This is a genomic window from Comamonas sp. 17RB, assembly GCF_030056555.1.
Classification (GTDB): Bacteria; Pseudomonadota; Gammaproteobacteria; order Burkholderiales; family Burkholderiaceae_C; genus Comamonas; species Comamonas terrigena.
This window is the reverse complement of sequence record NZ_JASHHY010000003.1, coordinates 200829-225357: the sequence shown is the minus strand read 5'-3', so window position 1 is coordinate 225357 and position 24529 is coordinate 200829. Positions and strand designations below refer to the sequence as shown.

At 65.9% G+C, this 24529-nt stretch carries 21 protein-coding genes, 2 tRNA genes, 1 pseudogene and 1 riboswitch; of the genes and pseudogenes, 9 read left to right on the top strand and 15 right to left on the bottom strand.

Annotation, left to right across the window (positions count from 1 at the left end; genetic code table 11):
• Nucleotides 1-64 precede the first annotated feature (64 nt).
• The 4 genes from QM470_RS07310 to QM470_RS07295 all read left to right on the top strand — a co-directional run bounded on the left by QM470_RS07310 (nucleotide 65) and on the right by QM470_RS07295 (nucleotide 2821).
• Nucleotides 65-141: transfer RNA gene (locus QM470_RS07310), tRNA-Pro, on the top strand.
• Nucleotides 142-843: 702 nt separating this feature from the next.
• Nucleotides 844-1140: a hypothetical protein gene (locus tag QM470_RS07305; protein WP_066535382.1), complete on the top strand. Its 297-nt coding sequence runs from the start codon at nucleotides 844-846 to the stop codon at nucleotides 1138-1140.
• A 56-nt stretch (nucleotides 1141-1196) separates the two neighbouring features.
• Nucleotides 1197-1273: transfer RNA gene (locus tag QM470_RS07300), tRNA-Pro, on the top strand.
• 207 nt (nucleotides 1274-1480) lie between these two features.
• Nucleotides 1481-2821, top strand: coding sequence for a GGDEF domain-containing protein (locus tag QM470_RS07295; protein WP_283338743.1), 1341 nt, complete (start codon nucleotides 1481-1483; stop codon nucleotides 2819-2821).
• Nucleotides 2822-2963: 142 nt separating this feature from the next.
• On the opposite strand, the gene QM470_RS07290 is transcribed toward QM470_RS07295, so the two are convergent.
• From QM470_RS07290 to QM470_RS07250, 9 genes are all read right to left on the bottom strand, one after another.
• Complete coding sequence (locus QM470_RS07290) at nucleotides 2964-4043, bottom strand: NAD(P)/FAD-dependent oxidoreductase (protein WP_283338742.1); 1080 nt, start codon at nucleotides 4041-4043, stop codon at nucleotides 2964-2966.
• A gap of 13 nt (nucleotides 4044-4056) precedes the next feature.
• Nucleotides 4057-4386, bottom strand: coding sequence for a ferredoxin FdxA (gene fdxA, locus QM470_RS07285; RefSeq protein WP_066535367.1), 330 nt, complete (start codon nucleotides 4384-4386; stop codon nucleotides 4057-4059).
• 129 nt (nucleotides 4387-4515) lie between these two features.
• Nucleotides 4516-5883: a sulfate adenylyltransferase subunit 1 gene (locus QM470_RS07280; RefSeq protein ID WP_272970201.1), complete on the bottom strand. Its 1368-nt coding sequence runs from the start codon at nucleotides 5881-5883 to the stop codon at nucleotides 4516-4518.
• Nucleotides 5884-6001: 118 nt separating this feature from the next.
• On the bottom strand, nucleotides 6002-6934 hold the full coding sequence (gene cysD / locus QM470_RS07275; protein ID WP_066535362.1) for a sulfate adenylyltransferase subunit CysD: 933 nt from the start codon (nucleotides 6932-6934) through the stop codon (nucleotides 6002-6004).
• Between the two features lie 65 nt (nucleotides 6935-6999).
• On the bottom strand, nucleotides 7000-7635 hold the full coding sequence (locus QM470_RS07270; RefSeq protein WP_283338741.1) for a phosphoadenosine phosphosulfate reductase domain-containing protein: 636 nt from the start codon (nucleotides 7633-7635) through the stop codon (nucleotides 7000-7002).
• On the bottom strand, nucleotides 7632-8018 hold the full coding sequence (locus QM470_RS07265; protein ID WP_280010636.1) for a DUF934 domain-containing protein: 387 nt from the start codon (nucleotides 8016-8018) through the stop codon (nucleotides 7632-7634). Before QM470_RS07265 ends, QM470_RS07270 begins: the two co-directional genes overlap by 4 nt.
• Nucleotides 8019-8045: 27 nt before the next feature.
• Nucleotides 8046-9830: a nitrite/sulfite reductase gene (locus QM470_RS07260; RefSeq protein ID WP_283338740.1), complete on the bottom strand. Its 1785-nt coding sequence runs from the start codon at nucleotides 9828-9830 to the stop codon at nucleotides 8046-8048.
• A 306-nt stretch (nucleotides 9831-10136) separates the two neighbouring features.
• Complete coding sequence (locus QM470_RS07255) at nucleotides 10137-10502, bottom strand: hypothetical protein (protein ID WP_283338739.1); 366 nt, start codon at nucleotides 10500-10502, stop codon at nucleotides 10137-10139.
• Between the two features lie 105 nt (nucleotides 10503-10607).
• On the bottom strand, nucleotides 10608-11066 hold the full coding sequence (locus QM470_RS07250) for an Lrp/AsnC family transcriptional regulator (protein ID WP_283338874.1): 459 nt from the start codon (nucleotides 11064-11066) through the stop codon (nucleotides 10608-10610).
• A 150-nt stretch (nucleotides 11067-11216) separates the two neighbouring features.
• Between QM470_RS07250 and ocd the strand changes: the two genes are divergently transcribed.
• Complete coding sequence (gene ocd, locus QM470_RS07245; RefSeq protein ID WP_283338738.1) at nucleotides 11217-12350, top strand: ornithine cyclodeaminase; 1134 nt, start codon at nucleotides 11217-11219, stop codon at nucleotides 12348-12350.
• Between the two features lie 8 nt (nucleotides 12351-12358).
• A complete protein-coding gene (gene rocF / locus QM470_RS07240; protein WP_283338737.1) occupies nucleotides 12359-13315 on the top strand; it encodes an arginase in 957 nt (318 codons plus the stop codon).
• Between the two features lie 121 nt (nucleotides 13316-13436).
• On the opposite strand, the gene mnmC is transcribed toward rocF, so the two are convergent.
• The 3 genes from mnmC to QM470_RS07225 form a co-directional block, all read right to left on the bottom strand.
• Nucleotides 13437-15404, bottom strand: a complete 1968-nt coding sequence (gene mnmC / locus QM470_RS07235) for a bifunctional tRNA (5-methylaminomethyl-2-thiouridine)(34)-methyltransferase MnmC2/FAD-dependent 5-carboxymethylaminomethyl-2-thiouridine(34) oxidoreductase MnmC1 (RefSeq protein WP_283338736.1) — start codon at nucleotides 15402-15404, stop codon at nucleotides 13437-13439.
• A 100-nt stretch (nucleotides 15405-15504) separates the two neighbouring features.
• Nucleotides 15505-16170 (bottom strand): trimeric intracellular cation channel family protein, encoded by a 666-nt coding sequence (locus tag QM470_RS07230; RefSeq protein ID WP_066535340.1) that lies wholly within the window; start codon nucleotides 16168-16170, stop codon nucleotides 15505-15507.
• Nucleotides 16171-16336: 166 nt separating this feature from the next.
• Nucleotides 16337-16432: riboswitch (glycine riboswitch) on the bottom strand.
• Between the two features lie 153 nt (nucleotides 16433-16585).
• A complete protein-coding gene (locus QM470_RS07225) occupies nucleotides 16586-16864 on the bottom strand; it encodes an oxidative damage protection protein (protein WP_066535337.1) in 279 nt (92 codons plus the stop codon).
• 141 nt (nucleotides 16865-17005) lie between these two features.
• On the opposite strand from QM470_RS07225, the gene QM470_RS07220 reads away from it, so the two are divergent.
• Both QM470_RS07220 and QM470_RS07215 read left to right on the top strand, forming a co-directional pair.
• Complete coding sequence (locus QM470_RS07220) at nucleotides 17006-18037, top strand: sulfate ABC transporter substrate-binding protein (protein WP_218333910.1); 1032 nt, start codon at nucleotides 17006-17008, stop codon at nucleotides 18035-18037.
• Nucleotides 18038-18094: 57 nt separating this feature from the next.
• The gene (locus QM470_RS07215) at nucleotides 18095-18268 is read left to right on the top strand and encodes a hypothetical protein (protein ID WP_280010641.1); all 174 of its coding nucleotides are present in this window, start codon (nucleotides 18095-18097) and stop codon (nucleotides 18266-18268) included.
• A 762-nt stretch (nucleotides 18269-19030) separates the two neighbouring features.
• Here QM470_RS07215 and putA read toward each other — a convergent pair.
• Nucleotides 19031-22813, bottom strand: a complete 3783-nt coding sequence (gene putA, locus QM470_RS07210) for a trifunctional transcriptional regulator/proline dehydrogenase/L-glutamate gamma-semialdehyde dehydrogenase (RefSeq protein WP_502846813.1) — start codon at nucleotides 22811-22813, stop codon at nucleotides 19031-19033.
• Between the two features lie 77 nt (nucleotides 22814-22890).
• Here putA and QM470_RS07205 point away from each other — a divergent pair, with 77 nt between their 5' ends.
• The gene (locus QM470_RS07205) at nucleotides 22891-23409 is read left to right on the top strand and encodes an Lrp/AsnC ligand binding domain-containing protein (protein ID WP_280024289.1); all 519 of its coding nucleotides are present in this window, start codon (nucleotides 22891-22893) and stop codon (nucleotides 23407-23409) included.
• Nucleotides 23410-23530: 121 nt separating this feature from the next.
• Here the strand turns inward: QM470_RS07205 and QM470_RS07200 are convergent, their stop codons facing one another.
• A complete protein-coding gene (locus tag QM470_RS07200; RefSeq protein WP_283338735.1) occupies nucleotides 23531-24016 on the bottom strand; it encodes a DUF2269 family protein in 486 nt (161 codons plus the stop codon).
• A 104-nt stretch (nucleotides 24017-24120) separates the two neighbouring features.
• Nucleotides 24121-24525, bottom strand: a pseudogene (locus QM470_RS07195) (DoxX-like family protein); the annotation flags it as partial.
• Between the last annotated feature and the right edge of the window lie 4 nt (nucleotides 24526-24529).

Below are 24529 nucleotides of genomic sequence, written 5' to 3'. Positions count from 1 at the left end.
AATGTGCATTTCGCGCCAACCAAGCCAAAAACCGTGTTGTGAGCACGTATAATCACATCTTTGTCGGAGCGTAGCGCAGCCTGGTAGCGCATCTGCTTTGGGAGCAGAGGGTCGCGAGTTCGAATCCCGCCGCTCCGACCATTGATTCAAGGGGTTAGCTCAATTGGGCTAACCCCTTTGTCTTTTCTGGCTGCGCAGCAAGGTGCGTGGCTGCAGTCCCCTCCTGTCCGTTGTGTTCCAGCTCCGGCGCCGCCTTCGTGTGGCCTGGCGGCTTTGGGGTCGCGGTTTTCGCTGCTTCCTGGCTTCGGTCTGAGATGGCTTTGTTACGATCCATTCCAACAATAGGAGGGGGTATGTTCATAGCCATTGTCTGGGTGGTGCTGGCGTTCGCGTGCGGATGGCTGGCAGCAAAGCGGGGGCGATCGGGAGTGGGCTGGTGCGTGGCTGCCTTGCTGGCGAGTCCTTTCATTGCAGGCATGCTGGTGCTGCTGCTGCCTGTGCAGGCCAGTGTCGAAATGCGCCGCCAGCAAAAGCGCTGCAAACAGTGTGACCCCAAGGGGCGGCGCAGCGCCGGAGAGTGCACGCAGTGCCTGGCGTCGGCGCCTTTCAATCTCTGAATCCGGCAGGTCTTCCACAGGTCTTGCAGACGCAGTACATAGCCCGCAGCCGCGGGCTTTTTTGCGCAGGCAATGGCCTTGCGCAGTGGCTGTCTGCGGAGAGGCTGTGTCTGACAGAATTTCACAAAGCGTGCGATCTGCCGCACATCTCTACCAAAATGATGCGGATTCGCTTCTATAGAAATTTCTGAATCGATAGCATTTCTCTGAAATACGGAAGGCTATCGTGATCGAGCAGTTGTGGGATGAGGTCTTTGAAGCGGCGCTGAAGCTTCACAAGCGCCTGGATGTGGAACAGTTGGATGGCATCCCTGCAGAATTTTTGCAGCAACTGAACGCGGCACAAAGCCAATGCTGTGCGTTTGCCGAAGAGCTGATGCAGCAGACGCCCGGCCGCTTGGTCGCGATGGCTGCCGATCCGGAAGTGAACCACCGCGGGCTCCAGCTTGCGCATGCCTATGCCAGCCTGGTGCTGGAGGCTGCCCGGTTGCGTCGCACCCTGCCGCAAGCAGGGCGCGACTGAAACAGTGCATCCATCGGGTCGATGGGTGGCGTAAATCGGGTATACTTCTCGCTGTCCGGAGCGTAGCGCAGCCTGGTAGCGCATCTGCTTTGGGAGCAGAGGGTCGCGAGTTCGAATCCCGCCGCTCCGACCAAGATCAACCCCATCGAGTGAAAGCTCGGTGGGGTTTTTTCATGCCCATTTAATCCTGGTCAGTCCGCAAACCGGCAGAAAGCTGACAGTGGTGTCAGTTTGTACTGGCGATTTGTACTGCTATGGTCATAATTGGATTCATATATAAATTCAATGTGACTGCGGTGTTAGCTTGTCGCGCACCGCAGCAGACCCCTCACTGATACCCATGCCCATTCCACATGCGCGATACGCCCGCCAATGGGCCGGCCTGTTGGACGCCGTCACCCCTGCCGTGCGCGAGGCCGTGCGCTCCGTGGCACAGGCCCATGCCGAGGAGCTGGCGCGGCGTTTTTACCAGGACATGTCGCAGGAAGAAGGGGCTGTGCTCTTTCTGTCGAACATCCCTTTGCGACAGCGGCTGGAGCAGTCGCTGCAGCGCTGGATGCGCAGCGTGTTTGACGGCTCCAGCCTGCAACTGGAGCAGAAGGTGGCGCAGCAGGTGCATGTGGGCGAGGTGCATGCCCGCATCGATGTGCCGGTGCACCTGGTGCTGCAGGGCGCGCGCGGGCTGAAGGTGCATCTGCACCAGTTGCTGTTGCAGGCCGACGGCGCAGCCCAGCATGCGGCCGTGCTGGTGGACCTGTGCATGGAGATCATGAGCCAGGCCTATGCCCGTTCGATGGAGCGCACGGCCCGCACCAAGGACGCCTACCGCCTGCACGCCATCACCCACAACCTGGGCACCGAGCGCGAACGCCAGCGTGCGGCGCTGCTGGAATGGGAAAACCAGTTGCTGTGCGAGCTGGCCATGGAGCGCACCAGTGCACAGCTGCCGCGCATGGCCGTGTCTGACTTTGGCCTGTGGTTTCACCACAAGGGCGAGTTCGTGTTCCGTGGGGCGCAGGAGACGCGCCGCATTGAATCGGCGATGCAGGACGTGGATGCGGTATGGCTGCCCGCGTTGGAAGCGCTGGAGCCGGGGGCTCCGCGCATGCAGCAGCTGCGCCAGCTGCGGGACGAGGTGCGCCGCATCAACTACCACCTGGCTGCACTGTTCGAGCAGCACCAGGAGCTGGATGCCGGGCGCGATGTGCTCACCCGGCTGCTGAACCGCAAGTTTCTGCCTGTGGTGCTGGGCAAGGAAATGGGGCATGCCCAGCAGCACAGCGAATCCTTTGCCGTGCTGGTGGTGGATGTGGACCATTTCAAGCAGATCAACGACCAGCATGGCCACGACGGCGGTGACCGTGTGCTGCAGCAGGTGGCGGATGTGCTGCAGTCTGCCTGCCGTGGTGGCGACTATGTGTTCCGCCTGGGCGGTGAGGAATTTCTGCTGCTGCTGGTGGATGTGGGCCAGGCCCAGGCGGTGGCGCTGGCCGAGCGCTTGCGCCAGCGCATGCAGCATGAGCCCATGCGCCTGCCGCAGGATCGCAGTACCCAGGTGACGGTGAGCATTGGCGTGGCCCTGTATGACGGCCACCCGGACTATCAGCGCATGCTCCAGCGTGCCGATGCGGCGCTGTACCAGGCCAAGGAGAAGGGGCGCAACCGGGTGGAGTTGGCGTAGCAGGCTGCCTTGGGTGCGCGGGCGATCAGGCGATTATGGGAAAGGTGGGTGACCTGCTGCCAGCGCGTGGTGCGCACCAGATGGGTCGGTCCGGTCAGAGCGGCGCAAGCAAGGCGCACTCTGGCGCCAGGCGGGGCAGGGTTCAGTCTGCGCTGTGTACGCCCAGCAGGGCATGCAGATGGCTGCTGCTGGTGGTGTATTGCAGCAGCGGGGCCTGGCCGCTGAGCTGCTCGGCCACGGCAAAGGCGGCCAGCGTGGCTTCGTGGAAGCCGCACAGAATCAGCTTGCGTTTGCCGGGATAGGTGTTGATATCGCCCACCGCATAGATGCCGGGCTCGGCCGTGGCAAAACGGGCCGTGTCCACGGGCAGCTGCTTGCGTTCCAGCTCCAGCCCCCACTCGGCGATCGGGCCCAGCTTGGGTGAAATGCCCAGGTAGGCCAGCAGCAGATCGGCGCGCAAAGCCTGGGTGCTGCCGTCGGGCCGCGCCACTTCCAGCGCCTGCAGGCGGCCATCGGCGGCCTGCTGCAGTGCGCCGGGCTGACCGGCCACCACCTGGATACGGCCCTGGGTGCGCAGGTCGGCCAGCTGGGCCAGCAAGGCGTCGGGGCCGGTGAACACATCGCGGCGGTGCAGCAGCGTGGTGCTGGCGGCATCCTGTGCGGTGGCGCAGGCCACGGCAGCGGCCACGGCGGTTTCGTCACCGCCCAGTACCACCACGTCGCGGCTGCGGGCGTGGTCCAGCTGGTGCGGGTGGTAGAAGAGCTGGCTGCCCACCAGGGCGTCCGCCCCCTCTACTTTGAGTGCACGGGGCACAAAAGCGCCCACACCGGCGGCCAGGATCAGGCTGCGGGTGGCAAAGCGGGTGCCGGTGTGGGTGGTCAGCAGCAGGCGGCCATCGGCCAGACGCTGCAGCTGTTCCACCTGCTGGCCCAGGTGGTAGACCGGGGAAAAAGGTGCGGCCTGCTGCTGCAGGCGCTCCGACAGCTCCCGGCCGGTGCAGGCGCGGATGCCGGGGATGTCGTAAATCGGTTTGTCGGGATAGAGCTCGGCGCATTGGCCGCCGGCATGGGGCAGGGCGTCCACCACGTGGGCCTGCAGGCCCAGCAGCCCCAGCTCGAACACCTGGAACAGTCCCACCGGGCCGGCACCCAAGACCACCACGTCGGTGGTGATTGGTGCGGCAGTGTCGGCGGGCTGCGGCGCAGCGGCTTGCAGGGGCATGGCGGCGTGGCGCTCAGCGGATCAGGTCGTTGATCTTGCCGGGCGTGCCGTTGAAGCTGTCGGCGTCGGGCAGCGAAGCCTTGCGCTTGGTGATGCTCTTCCAGCCCTTGGCCAGCGACAGCTCGGCGTTCAGCTTGATGAAGGCCAGTTGGTCGGCAGGCACATCTTCTTCGGCAAAGATGGCGTTGGCCGGGCATTCGGGAATGCACACGGCGCAGTCGATGCACTCATCGGGATCGATGACCAGGAAGTTCGGGCCTTCGCGGAAGCAATCCACAGGGCACACATCCACGCAATCGGTGTATTTGCACTTGATGCAGTTTTCGGTGACGACGTGAGTCATGGTTGTTCTTATGGGGTTCGGTGAAACCCCAGGATTTTAGGTGTTTTCCCAAGTCCCTCCAGCAGACGGGGCGGAACAGGGGTTAAAGAGACCCGCCAGACCGGTGCCGGGCAGGGTCCGGGCTGTTGCTCAACGCACCAGGGCCGCGCCGGCGGTGGCATTGCTGGCAGTGTCCACCAGAATCAGCGAACCCAGCTGGCGTGCACGGGTGAAAGGGGCTGCAGGAATGGCTTCCTGCAGCTGCAGTTCGACCTGGCCGATGGCGTTGGCTTCCAGCTGCTGGGCCTCTTCCTGGTCCAGGGTGTTGATGTTCAGCCGGTAGGCCACGCGGCGTGCCTTGGCCTTGACCCAGCGGTGGCCATGCAGCGCCCAGTACACGCGGCCGGGCACCAGAGGCTCGTTGTCCATCCAGGCCACGGTGGCGGTGATGTCGCGGCTGGCCGGCCAGGGGCTGACGGCGGCGGGGGTATCAAAGTCGTCTTCCGCCACGGCGGACTGCACGGGGGCGGCCACGATCCAGTCGCCACGCGAGACATCGACCTCGCGGTCCAGCGTGATGCCGGCGGACAGGCCGGCTTCCACGCCCTTGGGTGCGCGGGCATGGTCGATCACCTGGGCGATGGTGGCCAACTGGCCGCTGGGCAGGATCTGCACCTGTGCCCCCACCTGGGCGCTGCCGGCAGCCACACGGCCCCAGAACACGCGGCGGCCCTGGGTGGTGACGGCGCTGTCGTGGAATTTCTCCACCCACTGCACCGGGAAGGCCAGCGGCAGCTGTACATCGGCCGGGGTGTTGGGCAGCTCTTCCAGCAGTTGCAGCAGGCTGGGGCCTTGGTAACCGGCCCAGCCGGCTTCGCGGTTCACCACGTTGAAGCCCTTCAGGGCCGAGACGGGAATGGTGGCGGCTACGGCGATACCGGCGTCCTGGGCAAATTGCGCCAGTGCGCCGCGGATGTGGGCAAAGGCCAGTGCCGGGTCGGCCACGGCGTCGAGCTTGTTGACGGCAAACACCAGCGAATGCACGCGTAGCAGATGGGCCAGCAGGCTGTGGCGGCGGGTCTGGGGCAGCAGCTGCAGGCTGGGGTTCTGCCAGTCGAGCTTGGTGGCGTCCACCAGCACCACGGCGGCATCGGCGCTGGACGCCGCGGTGACCATGTTGCGGGTGTACTGCTCGTGGCCGGGAGCGTCGCCGATGATGAACTTGCGGCTTTCGGTAGCGAAGTAGCGGTAGGCCACATCGATGGTGATGCCCTGTTCACGCTCGGCAGACAGGCCGTCGGTCAGCAGTGCCAGGTCGGTTTCACCGCTCTTGGTTACGCCGGCCAGCTGGTCCTGCAGCACGGCGCGGGTGTCCACCAGCAGGCGGCCGATCAGCGTGGATTTGCCGTCGTCCACCGAGCCGCAGGTGATGAAGCGCAGCGCGGATACATGGTCATTCAGTGCTGCTGTGCCATCGGCACCGGCCTGGGCCGCTGTGGAGTTGATCGTTTCAGTCATCGCATTCTTTCAATGTTCAAACACGTCCCGGGTCGGGACCGCCGCGCTGGTGGTGTCGCCCTTCCGGCAAGTACGCCCTGCCTGGGAAGGGGCAGGCGCGCAGCGCCTCAGGGCGGTGTCAGAAGTACCCATCCTTTTTGCGCTTTTCCATCGATGCCTCGCTGGTCTTGTCGTCCATGCGGGTGGCACCGCGCTCGCTCACATCGGCGGCCAGGGTTTCGACCACGATGTCGGCGGCCGTGGCGGCCGTGCTCTCCACGGGGCAGGTGCAGGTGATGTCCCCCACGGTGCGAAAGCGCACATCGCGCTGCACCACCTGCTCGCCGTCCTTGGGCGGCGTCAGCGGCGTGACGGGCACCAGCAGACCCTTGCGTTCCACCACATCGCGCTGGTGCGTGTAGTAGAGGCTGGGCAGAGCGATCTGTTCGCGGTCGATGTACTGCCACACATCCAGCTCGGTCCAGTTGCTGATGGGGAAGACGCGGAAATGCTCTCCCTGTGCAATGCGGGTGTTGAACAGCGTCCACAGCTCGGGGCGCTGGGCCTTGGGCTGCCATTGGCCAAAGCTGTCGCGGTGGCTGAAGATGCGTTCCTTGGCGCGGGCTTTTTCCTCGTCGCGGCGGGCACCGCCAATCAGCGCGTCAAAGCGGAATTCCTCGATCGCTTCGAGCAGGGTGACCGACTGGTGCACGTTGCGCGATTCGCCGGGGTGGGCCAGGCGCACCGTGCCGCGGGCCATGGAGTCTTCCACGCTGCGCACGATCAGCTCGGCGCCCAGTTCCTGGGCACGGAAATCGCGGAAATCGGTCACTTCCGGGAAGTTGTGGCCGGTGTCGATCATCAGCAGCGGATAGGGGATGCGGCCGGCACCAAAGGCCTTTTCCGCGCAGCGCAGCATGACCAGCGAATCCTTGCCGCCCGAAAACAGCAGGGCGGGGCGTTCAAAAGCGGCGGCCACTTCACGCAGGATGAAGATGGTTTCCTCTTCCAGCGCATCCAGGTGGCGGTTGCTGAGGTGGCTCAGCACGGAAGTATCCACACGGGCGTTCATAAATACACTTTCAAGCGAAACAGGTCTCTGGCGCTGACGCAGCAAGCGCCAGAAGCCAATGTTTTTCAGTGGGCGATGTGCAGACCGCACTCGCGGTTGTCTTCGCCCTTGGTGGGGTCCACGTAGTCGAAGTTGTTGGGCAGGCCATGCTGTTCGCAGTATTCGTACAGGTCCTTGGACGACCAGTGCAGCAGCGGCGCCACCTTGATCAACCCGTCGGGGTTGATGCTCACGGGATCCATCTGGGCCCGCACGGCGGTGTCGGTGGCCCGCAGCGCGGTGAACCAGACCTTGGGCACGGTCTCGCGCAGGGCACGGGCAAAGGGCTCCAGCTTCACTTCTTCGGTGAAGGCCGCATGGCGGGGGTTATCCAGTGCAGGTGTGGCGCCTTCCACGGCTTCGCGGTGGGCGCGGGAGCGGCGCGGCAGGTAGATCTTCAGGTTCAGATTCAGCTGCTTGGTGACCGCATCGGCGAACTGGTAGGTGGCTTCGGTGTTGTAGCCGTTGTCCATCCACACCACGGGGACGCCGGGCTGGGCCTGGGCGACCAGGTGCAGGATCACAGCCTCGAACGGGCGGAAGTTGGTGGTGACGATGGTGGGTTGGTTCAGGCCCACGGCCCAGCGCACCAGGGCCTGGGCGTCACGGCCCAGCTCGGTGTTGATGCGGGCCAGATCCAGAGCGGGGGCGAGCTGGCTCATGCTTGCTCCTCGGCGAAATGGGGCTTGGTGTGCACGGCATCGGCCTGGTAGTAGCCGCCAAAGCGCTCGAACTGGCGCTGGGCATCGGCCGCATCCACGTCTGCGCGCAGTACGGCAGAGCTGAAGCCGGTGCGTTCCATCTGCACCAGCTGGTCGATCAGCACGTCGCCGGTGGCGCGGATGTCGCCGGAAAAGCCACGGCGGCGGCGCAGCAGATAGGCCTGGCTGAAGGCGCGGCCATCGGTGAAGTTGGGGAAATGCAGGTCAACCTGGGTGATGCCGTCCAGATTGGCGTCCAGTGCATTCACATCATTGGCCAGCACCAGCACGCTGGTGTCGCCTTCGGCGGGGCCGGCATAGGCGGAGTGGGGCAGGATTTGCATAGGGGTTCCTTGTTCTTGTTCTGGCGCTCAGGCTGCCGCTTCTTCCTCTTCGGCGGCCGGGTGGCGCGCGCCCTTGCCGGCTTCCTTGAACGGGTCCAGGCCAATGCGGCGCACGGCGTCGATGAAGTGTTCGCCGGGCTGGCGCAGGTTGCGGTAGGTGGTCAGCACGGCTTCCAGCACGTCGGGCACTTCGGCGGCACTGAACGAGGGGCCGATCACCTTGCCGGCCACGGCTTCGCCCGACAGGCTGGAGCCGTCCGATCCGCCCAGCGTGACCTGGTACCACTCCTTGCCATCCTTGTCCACGCCCAGAATGCCGATGTGGCCGCTGTGGTGGTGGCCGCAGCTGTTGATGCAGCCGCTGATGTGCAGGTCGATCTCGCCGATGTCGTCCAGCTCGTCCAAGTCCTGGTAGCGCTGGGTGATGGCTTCGGCAATCGGCAGGCTGCGGGCATTGGCCAGGGCGCAGAAGTCGCCGCCGGGGCAGGCGATCATGTCGGTCAGCAGTGCCACATTGGTGCTGGCCAGACCCAGGGACCGGGCGGCCTGCCACAGCGCGTGCAGCTGGCTGACCTGCACCCAGGGCAGCATCACGTTCTGGTCGTGGGTCACGCGGGCTTCGCCGGCAGAGAAGCGGTCCACCAGCTGGGCCAGGGCATCCAGCTGGTCACCGGTGGCATCGCCGGGAGCCTGGCCGGTGCGCTTGAAGGACAGCGTCACGGCGCGCAGGCCGGGCAGCTTGTGGGCATGGACGTTGCGGCTGATCCAGCGCGCAAAAGCGGGCTCTTGCGCCGCCTGGGCAATCAGGGCCTGTTCATCGGCCGCCGCGTCGGCCACGGCGGGCAGTGCGGGCGTAGTGAACATGGCGGCCACGCGGTCGAACTCGGTCTGGGGCACGGTGTGGGGGCCGCCGTCGACTTCCACGATCTGGCGGAATTCCTCTTCCACCGCATCGATGTAGGCCTGGCCTTCGGCCTTGACCAGAATCTTGATGCGGGCCTTGTACTTGTTGTCGCGGCGTCCCAGCTCGTTGTAGACGCGTACGATGGCCTCGATGTAGTTCATGATCTGGTTCCAGGGCAGGAACTCACGGATCACCGTGCCGATCACCGGCGTACGGCCCATGCCGCCACCGACAAAGACCCGGAAGCCCACTTCGCCGGCCGCGTTCTTGAGCACATGCAGGCCCACGTCGTGCCAGCCGGTGGCCGCGCGGTCTTCTGCAGCACCGGTGATGGCGATCTTGAACTTGCGCGGCAGGAAGGCGAATTCCGGATGCAGCGTGGTCCACTGGCGCAGAATTTCTGCGTAGGGGCGGGGGTCGACCGCCTCGTCGGGCGCAATGCCGGCCAGCGCATCGGTGGTGGTGTTGCGGATGCAGTTGCCGCTTGTCTGGATGCCGTGCAGGTTCACGGAAGCCAGCAGGTCCATCACATCGGCGGCCTTGGACAGCGGGATCCAGTTGAACTGCACATTGGTGCGCGTGGTGAAGTGGGCGCAGTGCGTGGGCAGGAAGGTCGTACCCAGCTTGCCCTGGCCTTCCATGGCGGCCTTGAACACGGCGGCTTCGGGTTCGTCGTACTCGCGGGCAACGCGGGCCAGCACGCGGATCTGGTCGGAATTGATTTCCCCGTAGGGCACGGCCACACGCAGCATGGGGGCGTAGCGCTGCACGTACCAGCCATTTTGCAGGCGCAGCGGGCGGAAGTCGTCTTCCGGGAGCTTGCCGCTTTGCCAGCGCTCCAGCTGGTCTCGGAACTGGTCAGCGCGCTGCTGGACGAAGGCTTTGTCGAAGTCGGTGTATTGGTACATGGCTACGGTGCTTGCGTGGGGGGCACGGGCCGTGCATGCAATGCCGGCCTGGCTCTATGGGGCCGCACTGTAGAGAAAGCTTATATAGAAACAAACTATTGTTTTCTCCTTCATGTATATCTTTTTGTGTATATAGAACTGTCGTGCACGCCAACTGGCGCTGACAAGCGGTGCAAAAAAGCCCGCGCACGGCGGGCTGGATGGACCAAGTAGGGCTTCAGTCGGCCAGCATGTGCAGGTCAACTGGATGCGGACGGTCAAGACGACCGGACAAGGCCCGGCATGCCGATCGGTGCCGGCCGGCGCTCAGAACGGTTTGGCGCCCATGATGGCAGCCGTGGCCAGCAGAAACACCAGTTGCAGCACCAGCACCAGGCGGCGGGTGCTGGGGTTGGGCGCCGTCAGCAGCCGCTTGGCAATGCCGCAGCACACGCCGTGCACCACGTACAGAATCAGGCCGATGTAGGGATACATCATCTGCTGCCAGGGGCCGACAAAGGTGACGGCCAAGCCGGTGAGCGCAGCCAGGCCGCCAAAGACCCGGGTGAAGACATAGCTGAGCGTGGCCTTGCGTGCGGGCAGCGGCTTCCAGGCCAGTGCAGTGAACAGCAGGGCGGACAGCAGGGTCAGCACGGCCAGCAGCATGTGGGAATGTTTGAGAGCGATGTACATGGGGTGATACGGTGTGGAAGTTCTTATGAAAACAGGAGCTTGCTGTGCACTGTTGGTCTGGTTCTGCAGACTATTTTGCGTGGAAAAAATGGTTGCAGCTGCCAGTCAGCTATCTGTGGGCGGTACTGCGGCTGCGCTGGCCGTGGTGCGCAGCGTCTCCAGGTGGATGCTGGTTTCGGAGTGGCTGATGCCCTTGATCAGGCGGATGCGTTCCAGCGCCCGCGCCAGTTCGGGCAAGGTGGCCACCTGCAGTTCGGCCAGCAGGTCCCACTGGCCGTTGGTGGCGTGCAGGGCCTGCACGGCAGGTTCGCCCAGCAACGAGGCGGTCACCCTGCGGGCGTCATTGCCTTCGATGGCAATGCTCATCCAGGCCTGCAGTCCGCCGGTCTCGGCTTCGGGTTTGAGGCGCAGCGTATAGCCCACGATCACGCCCTCGTCTTCCAGGCGGCGCAGACGGTTGGTCACGGTGCCACGCGACACCTGCAGCCGCGCGGCCAAGGTGGCCACGCTTTCACGGGCGTTGTGGCGCAGCAGGGCAATCAGGCGCTGGTCGATCTGATCCAGATTGGACATAGTGGCAACGATAGCTATCGATATGGCAGATTTTTGCCGATTTTGAACAGTTTTTGGCGATATGAATTGCCGCTGGCCTGTGTCACGCTCATGCCATCTCTTCCGCGCACCCTGGGTGCTGCTTTGCCGGAGGCCATTTCCATGACTGCACTGACCGCTGTACACCGCCTGCCGAGCGCCCAGGTGCACACCGACTTCCTGAGCGCCACCGATGCCGCCCGCCTGGTGGCGCGCGTGGGCGTGGTCGAATGCGTGCGCCGCATCACCCAGGCGCTGGAGGCCGACTTCGGCCGCTGGAATGACTTTGACAAGACCGCACGCACGGCAGCCCATTCCGCGCAGGGTGTGATCGAACTCATGCCCGTGGCCGATGCGCACGATTACGCCTTCAAATACGTCAACGGCCACCCCGTCAACACCCAGCATGGCCTGCCCACAGTGATGGCTTTTGGCGCGCTGGCCGATGTGGCCACCGGCATGCCGCGCTTTGTCAGCGAACTGACGCTGACCACGGCCCTGCGCACCGCCGCCACCTCGGTCATGGTGGCGCGCAAGCTTGCGCGGCCCGGCAGCCGGCGCATGGCATTGATCGGCAACGGCGCCCAAAGCGAGTTCCAGGCCCTGGCCTTTATCGATCAATTGGGAGTACGCGAACTGCGGCTGTTCGATGTGGACCGTGCCGCCAGCGCCAAGCTGCAGCGCAACCTGGCACCGTTTGCGGCCCGGTACGGGGTCGATGTGCAGGTGGTGGACAGCGTGCATGCGGCCGTGCAGGGCGCCGATGTGGTCACCACCGTCACTGCCGACAAGCGCAATGCCGTGGTGCTGGACGCTGGCGCTCTGGCGCCGGGCATGCACATCAACGCCGTGGGCGGGGACTGTCCCGGCAAGACCGAGCTGGATGCCGAGGTGCTGGCACGCAGCAGCGTATTTGTGGAATACGAACCTCAGACCCGGCAGGAAGGGGAGTTGCAGCAGATGCCGGCCGACTTTGCCGTCACCGAGTTCTGGCGGGTGCTGAGCGGCGCGGCGCCCGGCCGGGTGTCGGAGGCCCAGATCACCCTGTTTGATTCCGTGGGCTTTGCGCTGGAAGATTATTCCGCCCTGCGCACCATGCAGGCGATGGGCCGGGAGGCGGGGCTGCTGTCGCGCATCGAGCTGGTGCCCACGCTGGCGGACCCCAAGGATTTGTTCGCCCTGCTGCGCCAGGGTGAGGATATGCACCAGGCAACGCCGCCCTCCGTGGAGCGCGCGGCCTGGCACAAAGTGGCGTGAGGATGGAAATGCTTCAGAAAGACGAGTTGGCCGTGCAGGTGCACCAGGCCGTGACGCTGATTGGCGTGCCCACGGATGTGGGCGCGGGGCGCCTGGGTGCTGCCATGGGGCCGGATGCTCTGCGCGTGGCCCAGCTGGGCCCGGCCTTGGCGCATTTTGGCGTGGATGTGCAGGACATCGGCAATCTGGCCGGTCCACCCAATCCGCGCGGTGCACGCGATGCGCAAGGCCTGCGCAACTACGCCGAATGCCTGGCCTGGAACCAGGCCACGCACGACGCCGTGCTGGCGCAGCTGCAGGCCGGGCGCATGCCCATCATGCTGGGCGGCGACCACACGCTGGCCACCGGGTCCATCAGCGCTGTGGCGCGCCACTGCCGTATGGCGGGCAAGCGCCTGCGCGTGCTGTGGCTGGATGCCCATGCCGACTGCAACCTGCCCGACATCAGCCCCACCGGCAATCTGCACGGCATGCCCGTGGCCAGCCTGTGCGGTCACGGCCCGGCACCGCTGGCCGGCATGGCCGGGTTCACACCTGCGCTGCAGGGGCCAGACATCTGCCAGATCGGCCTGCGCAGCGTGGACGAAGTGGAAAAACGGATGATCCAGCGCCTGGGTCTGGAAGTGTTCGACATGCGTGCCATCGACGAGCAGGGTATGCGCGCCGTGATGCAGCAGGCCCTGGCCGGGCTGGAGGGCCCTGAAGGCGACGATGTGCACCTGCACCTGAGCTTTGATGTGGACTTTCTGGACCCCGACATCGCCCCCGGCACCGGCACCACCGTGCGCGGCGGGCCGAACTACCGCGAAGCCCAGCTGTGCATGGAAATGATTGCCGACACCGGCCGCCTGGCATCGCTGGACATTGTGGAGCTGAACCCGGCGCTGGACATTCGCAACCAGACGGCCGAACTGGTGGTGGATCTGGTGGAAAGCCTGTTCGGCAAGAGCACGCTGGTGCGCTAGTGCAAAGCGGCCCGGGCTAACGTGGTTCCGCTCCGTCGCCATCCCGTCTCACCATCCGCGTTCCGGCATTTCCGGAGCGCTGCCACAGGACGCCGTAGCGGCGTCCTGGGATGTGTGCGGCTCAGCCGCGCCGCTGCAGCCGTTCCGTTCCCAGGTGCAGTGCCAGCTTGGCGTCCAGCGGCAGTGGTTCGCCGTGCAGGCGCGCAGCCAGCAGCTCGCCGCAAAGGATGGACAGCGTCAGCCCGCGTGCGCCCAGGGCGGTAAGCGCCCACAGGCCCGCCAGGTTCTGCCCGGCGGCGTCTGAGTCTGCGCCCGGGGCGGCAGAGCCCGCTGCGTGCGCAGTTCCTACCGGCCCCACTGGTCCCACAATCGGCAGCCGGTCGTGGCTGGCCACCCGCACCCGGCCCCAGGTGGGGCGGCTGCGCGCATCTTGCGGGTCAAACCAGGGGGCCATGGCCGCGCCAGTGGCCGGCAGCAGTGTGGACAGCTTGCCGTGGTTCACCACGTGGGCGGCCGCCTGGTCGGCAGCGGAGATGGGCATGACGGTCACATCGCGCTCGAAGGTGGAGCCCATGACCCAGGTTTCCCCGTGCTGCGGATCGTGCGGCTGCGGAATGTGGGTGACCAGATTGCCATTACCGTTGACCGGGAAGGGCGGCAGGGCGCCGGCGTTGTCTGCGGTGTGTGGCCCCCAGCTGATCTGCCCGCGGATGGGCTGCAGCGCCCACGGTTGCCGGGGTGGCAGCAGCCCTGCCGTGGCGGGGCCGCAGGCCAGTACCGCCAGGTCGGCCTCGGCCAGGATGCGGCCGTCGGCGTCCAGCGCCTGCCAGCGTCCGTCGGCGCTGCGCTGCAGGCGGGCCACCACGGCATGCGCCTGTACACGGATCTGCGGGTGACGCAACTGTGCCTGTACCAGCTGGGCCGGGCGCACCCAGCCGGCTTGCTGGTGCCAGCAGGCCACCGTGTCCCGCGGCAGGCCGGCCTGGGACAGCTGGGTGGCACTGGCGGCGTGGCTCCAGTCGTCACCGGGGCCGCCAGCCCAGCTGGGAGGCAGGCCGGTGCCGCCGTCGGTGCAATGCTCCAGCACGCCGCTGTGGCACCAGTCCGTGCCTTCCTGGCACAGGTCGCGCAGGCGCTGCAGCGTCTGGCGCACCCCATTGCGTGACAGGCGCGAGAGCACGCTGTCGTCGGGCGATACATGGGGGCAGAACAGACCGGCAGGCAGGCCGGAGGCGCCGTCCGCCGGGCCGTCACCGGCCACCAGCACCTGCACCTGCCAGCCGCGCAGCGCCAGGCTGTGGGCGGCGGCACTGCCGGCCAGGCCGGCACCCACCACCAGGGCGGTGCCGGCTTGGGCCACCGGGGATGGGCCGGCCTGGGCGCGCACGCGCGGTTCCCAGGCCGGGTTGAAGCAGGCCTGCAGGTTGTCGCGCTTGGGGGGCACGCCAGGCACCTTGCGCACTTCAAAGCCGCATTGCGCCAACTGGTCGCGCACCGCGCGCGCAATGGTCCAGGTGGCCAGCTGCGTGCCGCGTCGGCAGTGGCGGGCCAGGGCCTTGAGGGTGTGGGCATCCCAGATGCCGGGGTTGGCGCTGGGGCTGAACCCGTCCAGGTAGATGCTGTCGGCCACCGTGGTCTGCTGGCGCAGCATGGCCTGGGCATCGCCAATCCACAGCGTCAGCTGCACGCGGCCGTCTTCAAAGCCCAGGCGGTGCACACCGGGCAGCAGGCCGTGAAAGCGCGCGGCCAGCTGTTCGGCCAGCGGGCGCAGCAGGGGATCGGTGGGGGCAGCGCGCAGCAGGTCGGCGGCGCTGACCGGGTAGGCCTCGACCGAGGTGAAATGCAGCATGCGCGGGCGCTGCGGATCGGCCTTCCAGGCAGCCCAGGTCACCAGAAAGTTCAGGCCCATGCCAAAGCCGGTCTCCAGCACGCGCCACTGTGCCTGGTCGGCCCAGGCCGCTGGCAGGCCACAGCCTGCCAGAAACACCTGGCGCGCCTGGTTCAGTCCCCCGAGTTCGCTGTGGTAGCGGTCCTCAAAACGGGGGCTGTAAGGAGTGCCATCGGGCAGCCAGGCAATCGGTTCGGACATGGGGCAGGACAAGGTTCAGAGGAGTGGGACGAGGGCGCGCCCGGGCCGATACGGCCCAGGGCCTGCCGGGCAGGGCGGCCGCCGTGCCACAGGGATCCGCTCAGTCCCAGCGTTGCTGGTAGGAAAACGTGGGCAGCCGCCAGTGAAAGCGGATGGCCGCCAGTCGGAACAGCAGCCCGCCTGCAAAGCACACCAGGGTGCTGATGTTGGGGCCGACATCCAGCGCGCGCAGGCCCAGGAACAGCAGGCAGACGGCCAGGGACACGCTGGCATACAGCTCGCGGCGGAAGACCACCGGCACCTGGTTGCACAGCACGTCGCGCAGAATGCCGCCGCTGATGCCGGTGATCATACCGGCCATCACCACCACCACGCCGGGGTAGCCCAGCTCCAGCGCCACATTGCAGCCGATCAGCGAGAAGGCGATCAGGCCCATGGCGTCCAGCAGCAGGAACACCTGCTTGAGGTGGATCATGTAGCGTGCCACCACCGTGGTCAGCAGGCCGGCGGAAATCACCAGGTACACGTATTCGGGGTGCTGCGTCCAGCCAATGGGGTAGTGGCCCAGCACCATGTCGCGGATGGTGCCGCCACCCAGTGCCGTGACGAAGGCGATCACCACCACACCAAAGATGTCCATGTTGCGGCGGCCTGCCGCCAGTGCGCCGGACATGGCTTCGGCCGTGATGGCGATCAGGTAGATCACCAGCATGACGGTGAGGTTGGACAGCTGGAACGATTCCAGCAGGGAAACAGATGGAAGCATGGCGGACCCATACGTGAAAAAACCAGGCATGGATGCTGTCCATGGCCTGGTGCGCCTCTCCCGCTGTCCTTTGTACCTGAGAGTTGCGTGCGCGCAGCCCGGTGCGGCGGCACTTGCCCCTTCGGTGAGCCGGGCCGGGTGGCACGGGCTGCTCTCCAGTTGGCGAATCTTTGCTGCGGTACGTCGGCCTGAGCGATTATGGGAGTTTGCGCCTTCGGCGGAGGCCGGCTGTACAGCTGCCTCGCTCTCCCGCAGAAAGCGGCGATTCTAGGCGCTTTTGCGCAGCGCAGGGGCTGCAAGGGCGTTGGTGCGGGGGAGGCAGCTTGCGGGCTGCGGGCAAAAGAAAGCCCCAGGGACTGGCGCGCTGGGGCGGGTCTTCACGCAGTGCCCACAGCACTGCGTGGGTACGCTGCAATTACTGCGCGCTGGGGGGCGGCACAAAGCCGGCTGCGGCATCGGCGCCGGCACCGAAGAAGTGGTTTTCCATCTGGCGGGCCAGGTATTGGCGGGCGCGGGCATCGGCCAGGTTCAGGCGGTTTTCGTTGACCAGCATGGTCTGGTGCTTGAGCCAGTCGGCCCAGGCTTGCTTGCTCACGCTTTCGAAAATGCGCTTGCCCAGCTCGCCGGGGTAGGGCGGAAAGTCCAGGCCTTCAGCGTCTTGGCCGAGCTTGATGCAGTGAACGGTACGTGCCATGGGGGAAATCCTGTCTACGGATGTTTTGGTAATAACAAACTGAAATCTTATTGGTTTCAGTTTTGAGGGTGGCATTCCAGAATGCACAGCAACGGAGCGAGAAGCCGTTTGACAACGCAACCAGAATCACCGAGACCCTCAATGACAAATCGCCGCCACTTTATCAAGTTTCCCCTGCTTGCCAGCCTTTTGACCGGCTTGACCCTCGGCGCTCTGCCGGCTCTCCCCGCACTGGCCCAGCAGCAGGTGACGCTGCTGAATGTCTCCTACGACCCGACGCGCGAGCTGTATGTGCAATACAACCAGGCCTTCGCCAAGTACTGGAAGGCCAAGGCCGGTCAGGATGTGACGATCAAGCAGTCGCACGGCGGATCGGGCAAGCAGGCCCGCTCGGTGATCGACGGCCTGGATGCCGACGTGGTGACCCTGGGCCTGGCGCCGGACGTGGATGCCCTGGTCAAGCACGGCGGCCTGGTGGCGGCCGACTGGCAAAAGCGCCTGCCGCACAACTCGGCGCCTTACACCTCGACCATCATCTTCCTGGTCAAGAAGGGCAACCCCAAGGGCATCAAGGACTGGGATGACCTGATCAAGCCCGGCGTGTCGGTGATCACCCCCAACCCCAAGACGTCGGCGGGCGCCCAGTGGAACTACCTGGCCGCCTGGGAATACGGCAAGCGCAAGTTCGGCGGCGAAGCCGGCGCCAAGGACTATGTGAAGAAGGTCTACGGCAATGTGCCCGTGCTGGACACCGGCGCGCGTGGCTCCACCATCACCTTTGCCCAGCGCAATGTGGGCGATGTGCTGCTGGCCTGGGAAAACGAAGCTTTCCTGGTGCTCAAGGAGTTCGGTGCAGAGAAGTTCCAGATCGTGGTGCCTTCCGTCAGCATCGTGGCTGAACCCACCGTCTCCGTGGTGGACAAGAACGCCGACAAGAAGGGCACCCGCGCCGTGGCCGAGGAGTACCTGAAGTACCTGTACTCGGACGAAGGCCAGGACATCGCCGGCAAGAACTACTACCGTCCCACCTCGGAAAAGGCGCGGGCCAAATACGCCGCCCAGTTCCCGAAGCTGGATCTGTTCACCATCGACCAGGCCTTTGGCGGCTGGTCCAATGCCGGCAAGCACTTTGTGGATGGCGGCAGCTTCGATCAGATCTACACCAAGAAGTAAGCACCACGCGGCGGGGCGGCGCACGTCACCCTGCTGCACTCAACCAAGGAGCCTGCCATGCAAGCACAGCCTGCCTACCAGCCATATTTGAAGAGCAATCTCGCCCCGCGCGGCAAGGCGCCGCAGGAGCAGGTGCGCCAGCTGTTGCTGGTCACCGCCCGGCAATGGGGGGTGCGGGCCATGGCACAGCAGGCGGCAGCAGTGGCACGGCCCTGCTGGCAGGCAGGTTGAGCCTGCCCGCTCCCACATCGCGTTCGTAGGGGTTGATGCCTTGTTCTTCCGAAAGGAAGGCAAGGCTTTTTTGCATGGGGCCTGCAGACAGGCGGTTGCGCAGGCATTTTGCGTGCGCCTTCTATTGCACTGCAGCAGATTTTGGTGGCGCAGAAAGTGTGCAGGACTGGAAACACCTTGCACTTCACCGTTCTGTAAACGAAAAAATACGAACCGGAGCGCGGCAGATGCGTGAAAGCGGCGTGCCAAAAAATAAAGCCTGCAGCGCAAACTGCAGGCTTTTAAAAAAGAAACTGATTGAAGTTGAACTCGCTTTGAATAAGCTTGGTGATGGCCATCCAAGCTCGTTCTCGCATAGGTTCCAAACCGCAGGGCCTGCACGGTCTACCAATCGGACTCTCCCCCCTCTCGGAATCCCATGAATATTGCACACTGCGATTTGGAGCCTGAATATTAACCGATTTCTTCCCATAGAATTTCTATATGTCAGGGTAATGAAAAATCTCTGATGAAAAGCAACAAACCGTGCTGAGTTAAGCAAACCGTCAGTTTGGCGTGAGCGCGGTGTGCAATATGCGCTGCGCCAATGCAGGGGGCGTGAAACTGCCGGCGCATTATCGGTGCGGCCTGGGCGGGCAGCGCCTGCGGCCACCCAGGAGCCGCCCTGTGGCACCGGGGCGCGTCCGGGCCGTATAGGGGGCTTGGCCCCTCGCGCTGTGCACCTTGGAAGGCGCCCGAGCGCAAAGGGGCGGGGAATGCCGGTTACGCCATGGTCATCAGGCTGGCATTGCCGCCGGCGGCGGCGGTGTTCACGCTGACAGCGCGCTCCAGTAGCAGGCGTTCCAGCGGTACCGGCGCCGTGGCGTCGGCCAGGTGGCAGCAGCCCACCAGCGGTCCGCTGCGCTGGGCCAGGCCCTGCAGCAGGCTTTGCAGGCTGGCGCTGCTGCCTTGGTGCAAGACCACATCCACTTCGGTCTGGGCCAGGGCGCTGTCGTCCACCAGTTGCACGCGGGTCTGCACGGCTTCTGGCAGGCGGCTGTGCAGCAGCGCATGCTGGCTGCTCCACAGTGCCTGGCTGTCCACTGCCAGCACCGCGGCCAGCTGGCGCAGCAGGGCGATGTCGCTGTCGGCCTGGCAGAGCACCTGGGCACGCGGCAGCAGCTGGTAGGTGTTGCGTTCACCGGTGGAGCCGGGCAGGGCATAGCGCAGGCCTGCTGGCGATTGCGCGGGCAGTTCCTGGCCGTAGGCGTGCACGGCTTCCAATGCCGGCTGCAAGGCCGACCAGCGGGACAGGGCATGCAGGGCTTCGGGCTGCTGGACGCTGTCGATGGCCGGGCTGCAGGCGCGCTCCAGCAGGGGGCGCAGACGGCCGGGGTGGCGGGCCAGCAGGCGCAGCAGGTACAGCGGGCCACCGGCCTTGGGGCCCGTGCCCGACAGGCCTTCGCCGCCAAAGGGCTGCACGCCCACCACGGCACCCACCATATTGCGGTTCACATACAGATTGCCGGCATGGGCGCGCGCCAGCACAGCCTCCACGGTTTCGTCGATGCGGGTGTGCAGGCCCTGGGTCAGGCCATAGCCGGTGGCGGCTATCTGGTCCAGCAACTGGGGCAGCCGGTCACGGCGGTAGCGCAGTACATGCAGCACGGGACCGAAGACTTCGCGCTGCAGCTCGCTGATGGCGTCAATCTCGATCAGCGTGGGTGCCACGAACGTGCCGTTGTCATCCACCGCCGGCGACAGCGGTGCCTGCGTGGTGCGGTGGCCCTTGGCCTGCATGGCGGCAATATGCTGGCGGATGCCGGCCTGCGCTTCGGCGTCGATCACCGGGCCCACATCGGTGCACAGCGCGGCGGGGTTGCCGCTGGCCAGCTCCTGCATGGCACCGCGCAGCATTTCCAGCACGCGGGGGGCAGCGTCTTCCTGGACGCACAGCACGCGCAGGGCCGAGCAGCGCTGGCCGGCACTGTCAAAGGCGCTGCTCAGCACATCCCCCACCACCTGCTCGACCAGCGCGGAGGAGTCTACGATCATGGCGTTCTGGCCGCCGGTTTCGGCAATCAGCACCACCGGTTGGCCGTCCGTGCGCAGGCGCCGGGCCACGCTGCGCTGCAGCAGGCGCGCCACCTCGGTGGAGCCGGTGAACAGCACGCCTTGCACGCGGGCATCCGCCACCAGGGTGGCGCCCACGCTCTCGCCGGCGCCGGGCAGCAGTTGCAGCGCTGGCGCAGGGATGCCGGATTGCAGCATCAGCTGCGTGGCCAGGTGGGCGACCAGCGGGGTCTGTTCGGCCGGTTTGGCCAGCACGGTGTTGCCTGCGGCCAGGGCTGCTGCAATCTGGCCGGTGAAGATGGCCAGCGGAAAGTTCCAGGGGCTGATGCACACCACCGGGCCCAGCGGAATGTGGGTGGCGTTGGAGAAATCACGCTGGACCTGGGCGGCGTAGTAGCGCAGAAAGTCCACGGCCTCGCGTACCTCGGCCACGGCATTGGCCGAGGTCTTGCCGGCCTCGCGCTGCAGCAGGGCGATGAACTGGGGCAGCTGTGCCTCATAGGCGTCGGCGCAGGCCTGCAGCAGGCGGGCGCGCTCGGTGGTGGCGGTGCGGGCCCAGTCGGCGGCGCCGGCATGGGCGGCCTGCAGTGCCTGCTCCACGTCCGGCAACGTGGCATCACGCACCGTACCCAGCGGGTCGCCGTGGTCGGCCGGGTTGCGCACGGCCACGGGCAGGGGCGCGGCGTCGGCCCCTTGGGAGGCGGACGGCGCCGTATCGGCAGGCGGGGCCAGCAGCGGCTGGGCATGCCAGCTGGCGCCCAGTGCCTGCTCCATGGCGGCTTGCAGTTCGGGCAGCACGGTGTCGCTGCTCAGATCCAGGCCCCGCGAATTGGCGCGTTGCGGGCCGTAGAGCTGGCCGGGCAGGGGAATGCGCGGGTGGTGTGCGCCCACGCTGCCTTCGTGGATGGCGGATTGGTCCACGACGGTGACGGGGGAAACCGCCAGTTCGTGCAGCGACAGCAGGGGGTCGGCAATGCGGTGTACGAACGAGCTGTTGGCGCCGTTTTCCAGCAGGCGGCGCACCAGGTAGGCCAGCAGCGTTTCGTGTGTGCCGACCGGGGCGTAGATGCGGCAGGGGCGACCCAGCGGGCCCACCACCTGTTCGTACAGCGATTCGCCCATGCCGTGCAGGCACTGGAATTCATACTGACCGCGCTGGTAGCTGGCGGGTTCGGCCATCTGGTAGATGCTGGCCAGGGTCTGCGCGTTGTGGGTGGCGAACTGGGGGTAGACCGCGTCCGGTGCCGCCAGCAGCTTGCGTGCGCATGCCAGGTAGGACACATCGGTGTGCACCTTGCGGGTGTAGACCGGGTAGTCGGTCAGGCCGTCGATCTGGGCGCGCTTGATCTCGCTGTCCCAGTAGGCGCCCTTGACCAGGCGGACCATCAGCCGGTGGCCGGTGCGGCGTGCCAGGTCAACCACATGGTCGATCACGAACGGGCAGCGCTTCTGGTAGGCCTGAATGACAAAGCCCAGGCCGTTCCAGCCTGCCAGCGACGGGGCCAGGCACAGGGCCTCCAGCAGGTCGAGGGAAATCTCCAGGCGGTCGGCCTCTTCCGCATCGATGTTCATGCCGATGTCGTACTGGCGGGCCAGTTCGGCCAGCTGCAGCACGCGTGGCAGCAGCTCGGCCATCACACGGGCGTACTGTGCGCGGCTGTAGCGCGGATGCAGGGCGCTGAGCTTGATGGAGATGCCCGGCCCTTCATAGATGCCGCGCCCGGCCGATGCCTTGCCGATGGCGTGGATGGCATCCACGTAGGACTGCATATAGCGCGCTGCATCGTCCTCGGTCAGTGCGGCTTCGCCCAGCATGTCATAGGAATAGCGAAAGCCCTGCGCTTCCAGGCGGCGGGCGTTGTTCAGTGCCTCGCCAATGGTCTCGCCGGTCACAAACTGCTCGCCCATCATGCGCATGGCCATGTCCACGCCTTTGCGCACCAGGGGCTCGCCGCCCTTGGAGGTGAGCTTGGCCAGTGCCGTGCCCAGGCTGCCTTCGCTGTGCGTGGCGACCAGCTTGCCCGTCAACAGCAGGCCCCAGGCCGCGGCATTGACGAACAGCGAGGGGCTTTTGCCCAGGTGGCTTTGCCAGTCGCCGTCGCGGATCTTGTCGCGGATCAGGGCATCGCGGGTGGCGCTGTCGGGAATGCGCAGCAGCGCTTCGGCCAGGCACATCAGTGCAATGCCTTCCTGGCTGGAGAGGGAGAATTCCTGCAGCAAACCCTGCACCAGCCCGCTTTTGCCGCTGCCGGCCTTGCGTGCGCGCAGCTGCTGGGCCAGCTGTAGCGCCATGTCCTGCACCGCCTGGGCGGTGGCGGCGGGCAGACGGGCCTGCTCCAGCAGCGGGGCCACGGCCTGGGGCTCGGGAATGCGGCAGGCGGCAGTGATGGCAGCACGCAAAGGCGTGGCAGGGGCCGGACCGGTCGCAAAATGGCGAACCGCATCGACGGTGGTCATGGCAGAAACAGCGCCGGCAGGCAGGGGGCTGGACATGGAAGGCTCCCAGAGAACTGGATGGTTAATGAATTGCGCGATGATTTCCGAAAATGTGACGAATAAAATTCTGAAAAATGACAGACGCAACGAACAATTCACCAAGCGATGCCGATGAAGGCCTGCAGCAGGACAGCGGCCTGGACCGCATCGACCGGCGCATTCTTGCCATCCTGCAGGACGATGGCCGCATCTCCAACCTGAAATTGGCCGAACGCGTGGCCCTGTCGCCCACTGCCGTGCTGGCCCGTGTGCAGCGCCTGACGCGCGAGAAGTTCATCCTGGGCTACGAAGCCCGGCTGAACCCCCAGAAGCTGGGCGTGGGCATGCTGGTGTTTGTGGAAGTGCTGCTGGACCGCACCACACCCAATGTCTTCGATGAATTCAAAGCCGCCGTGCAGGTGCATCCCGAGGTGATGGAATGCCATATGGTGGCCGGCGGCTTTGACTACCTGCTCAAGACCCGCATGGCCGACATGCACGCCTACCGCGCATTTGCAGGCCGCGTGCTGTGGCAGCTGCCCGGCGTGCGCGAGACGCGGACCTATGCGGTGATGGAAGAGGTCAAGGACGAGGCACGGCTGCCGATGCGCTGAGCGGTGGCAGACCGTGGTCCTGCTACGGGTTGGACAGGCATGCAAAGGCATGCATGAGGCGGGGGGGGGCTGGTGGGGCCGGCCTCTCCTGTTTCTCTTGCGTCCACTGCCCCTCGCAACCTCAGCCCCACAACCCGGGCTTGTTCACCATCAGGTAGTAGGTTCCGGCCATGGCGATAAAAGCCGGGTAGCCCAGTGCTTCCCAGCGGCGCTGGTACTGGTGGTACAGCGGCGGCAGTGCACGGGCCTGTGCATCGGCCTGTACGGTCAGCCGGGCAAGGGCTGCCATGCGGATCTGCAGCCACACCACAGGCAGCCAGCAGATACCGGCCAGCACATACAGGCCCAGCGACATTGCCAGCCAGGGCGTGCTCAGCGGCCAGCCGGCCATCTGCGCCATGGCGATGCCGGTGGCAGGCTGGATGAAGATGCAGGGCGTGGTGAACCACCAGTCCGCGCGCACCACCAGCCGGCTGACCACGGCCTGGGCCGCCACCGAGCCGCTGCGGTTGGCAAAGAACATATAGAAGGCCGAGCCCAGGCCGGTGCCCACCAGCAGCACGCTGGAGAGGATGTGCAGGGTCTTGAGCAGCAGATAGGTGTTCACAGGCAATCCTGGGTGTGGGTTGGTGCAGCGTGGGAAGGCTGGACACGGCGGCAAGTGGGTGAGGGCGCGGATGCCGTGGCCGGGATGGCTGCTGCCGGTGCATGGGCCGACCACAGCACCCACAGCGCGGCAACAATGGGCAGATTCTTGAGCAACGGACCCAGCGGGTGCAGCCACAGCGCGGGTTGCAGCACGGTGCCGACCACGGTCATGGCGGCCATCAGGGCCAGCGCGGCGGCGTAGGCGGCGCGGCCAGGGTGCCACAGGCCGCGCAGCAGCCACAGGCCTACGGCCAGGTCGGCCAGCAGACCGCTCCAGATCACACCGGTTTGCCAGGCCGGGCTGGTGATGCCGGCGTCCTGCAGCAGGCGGGCACCGGCATGCTGCAGGCCTGACCAGCCGGCATCGTCCAGTGCGCTGGCGATGGCCGTGCCCAGCCAGACCAGCACCAGGCTGGCGTGCAGGGCGCGCAATGCCGGCAGCAAGGGGGAGGTCGCAGCAGAAGCCATGTCG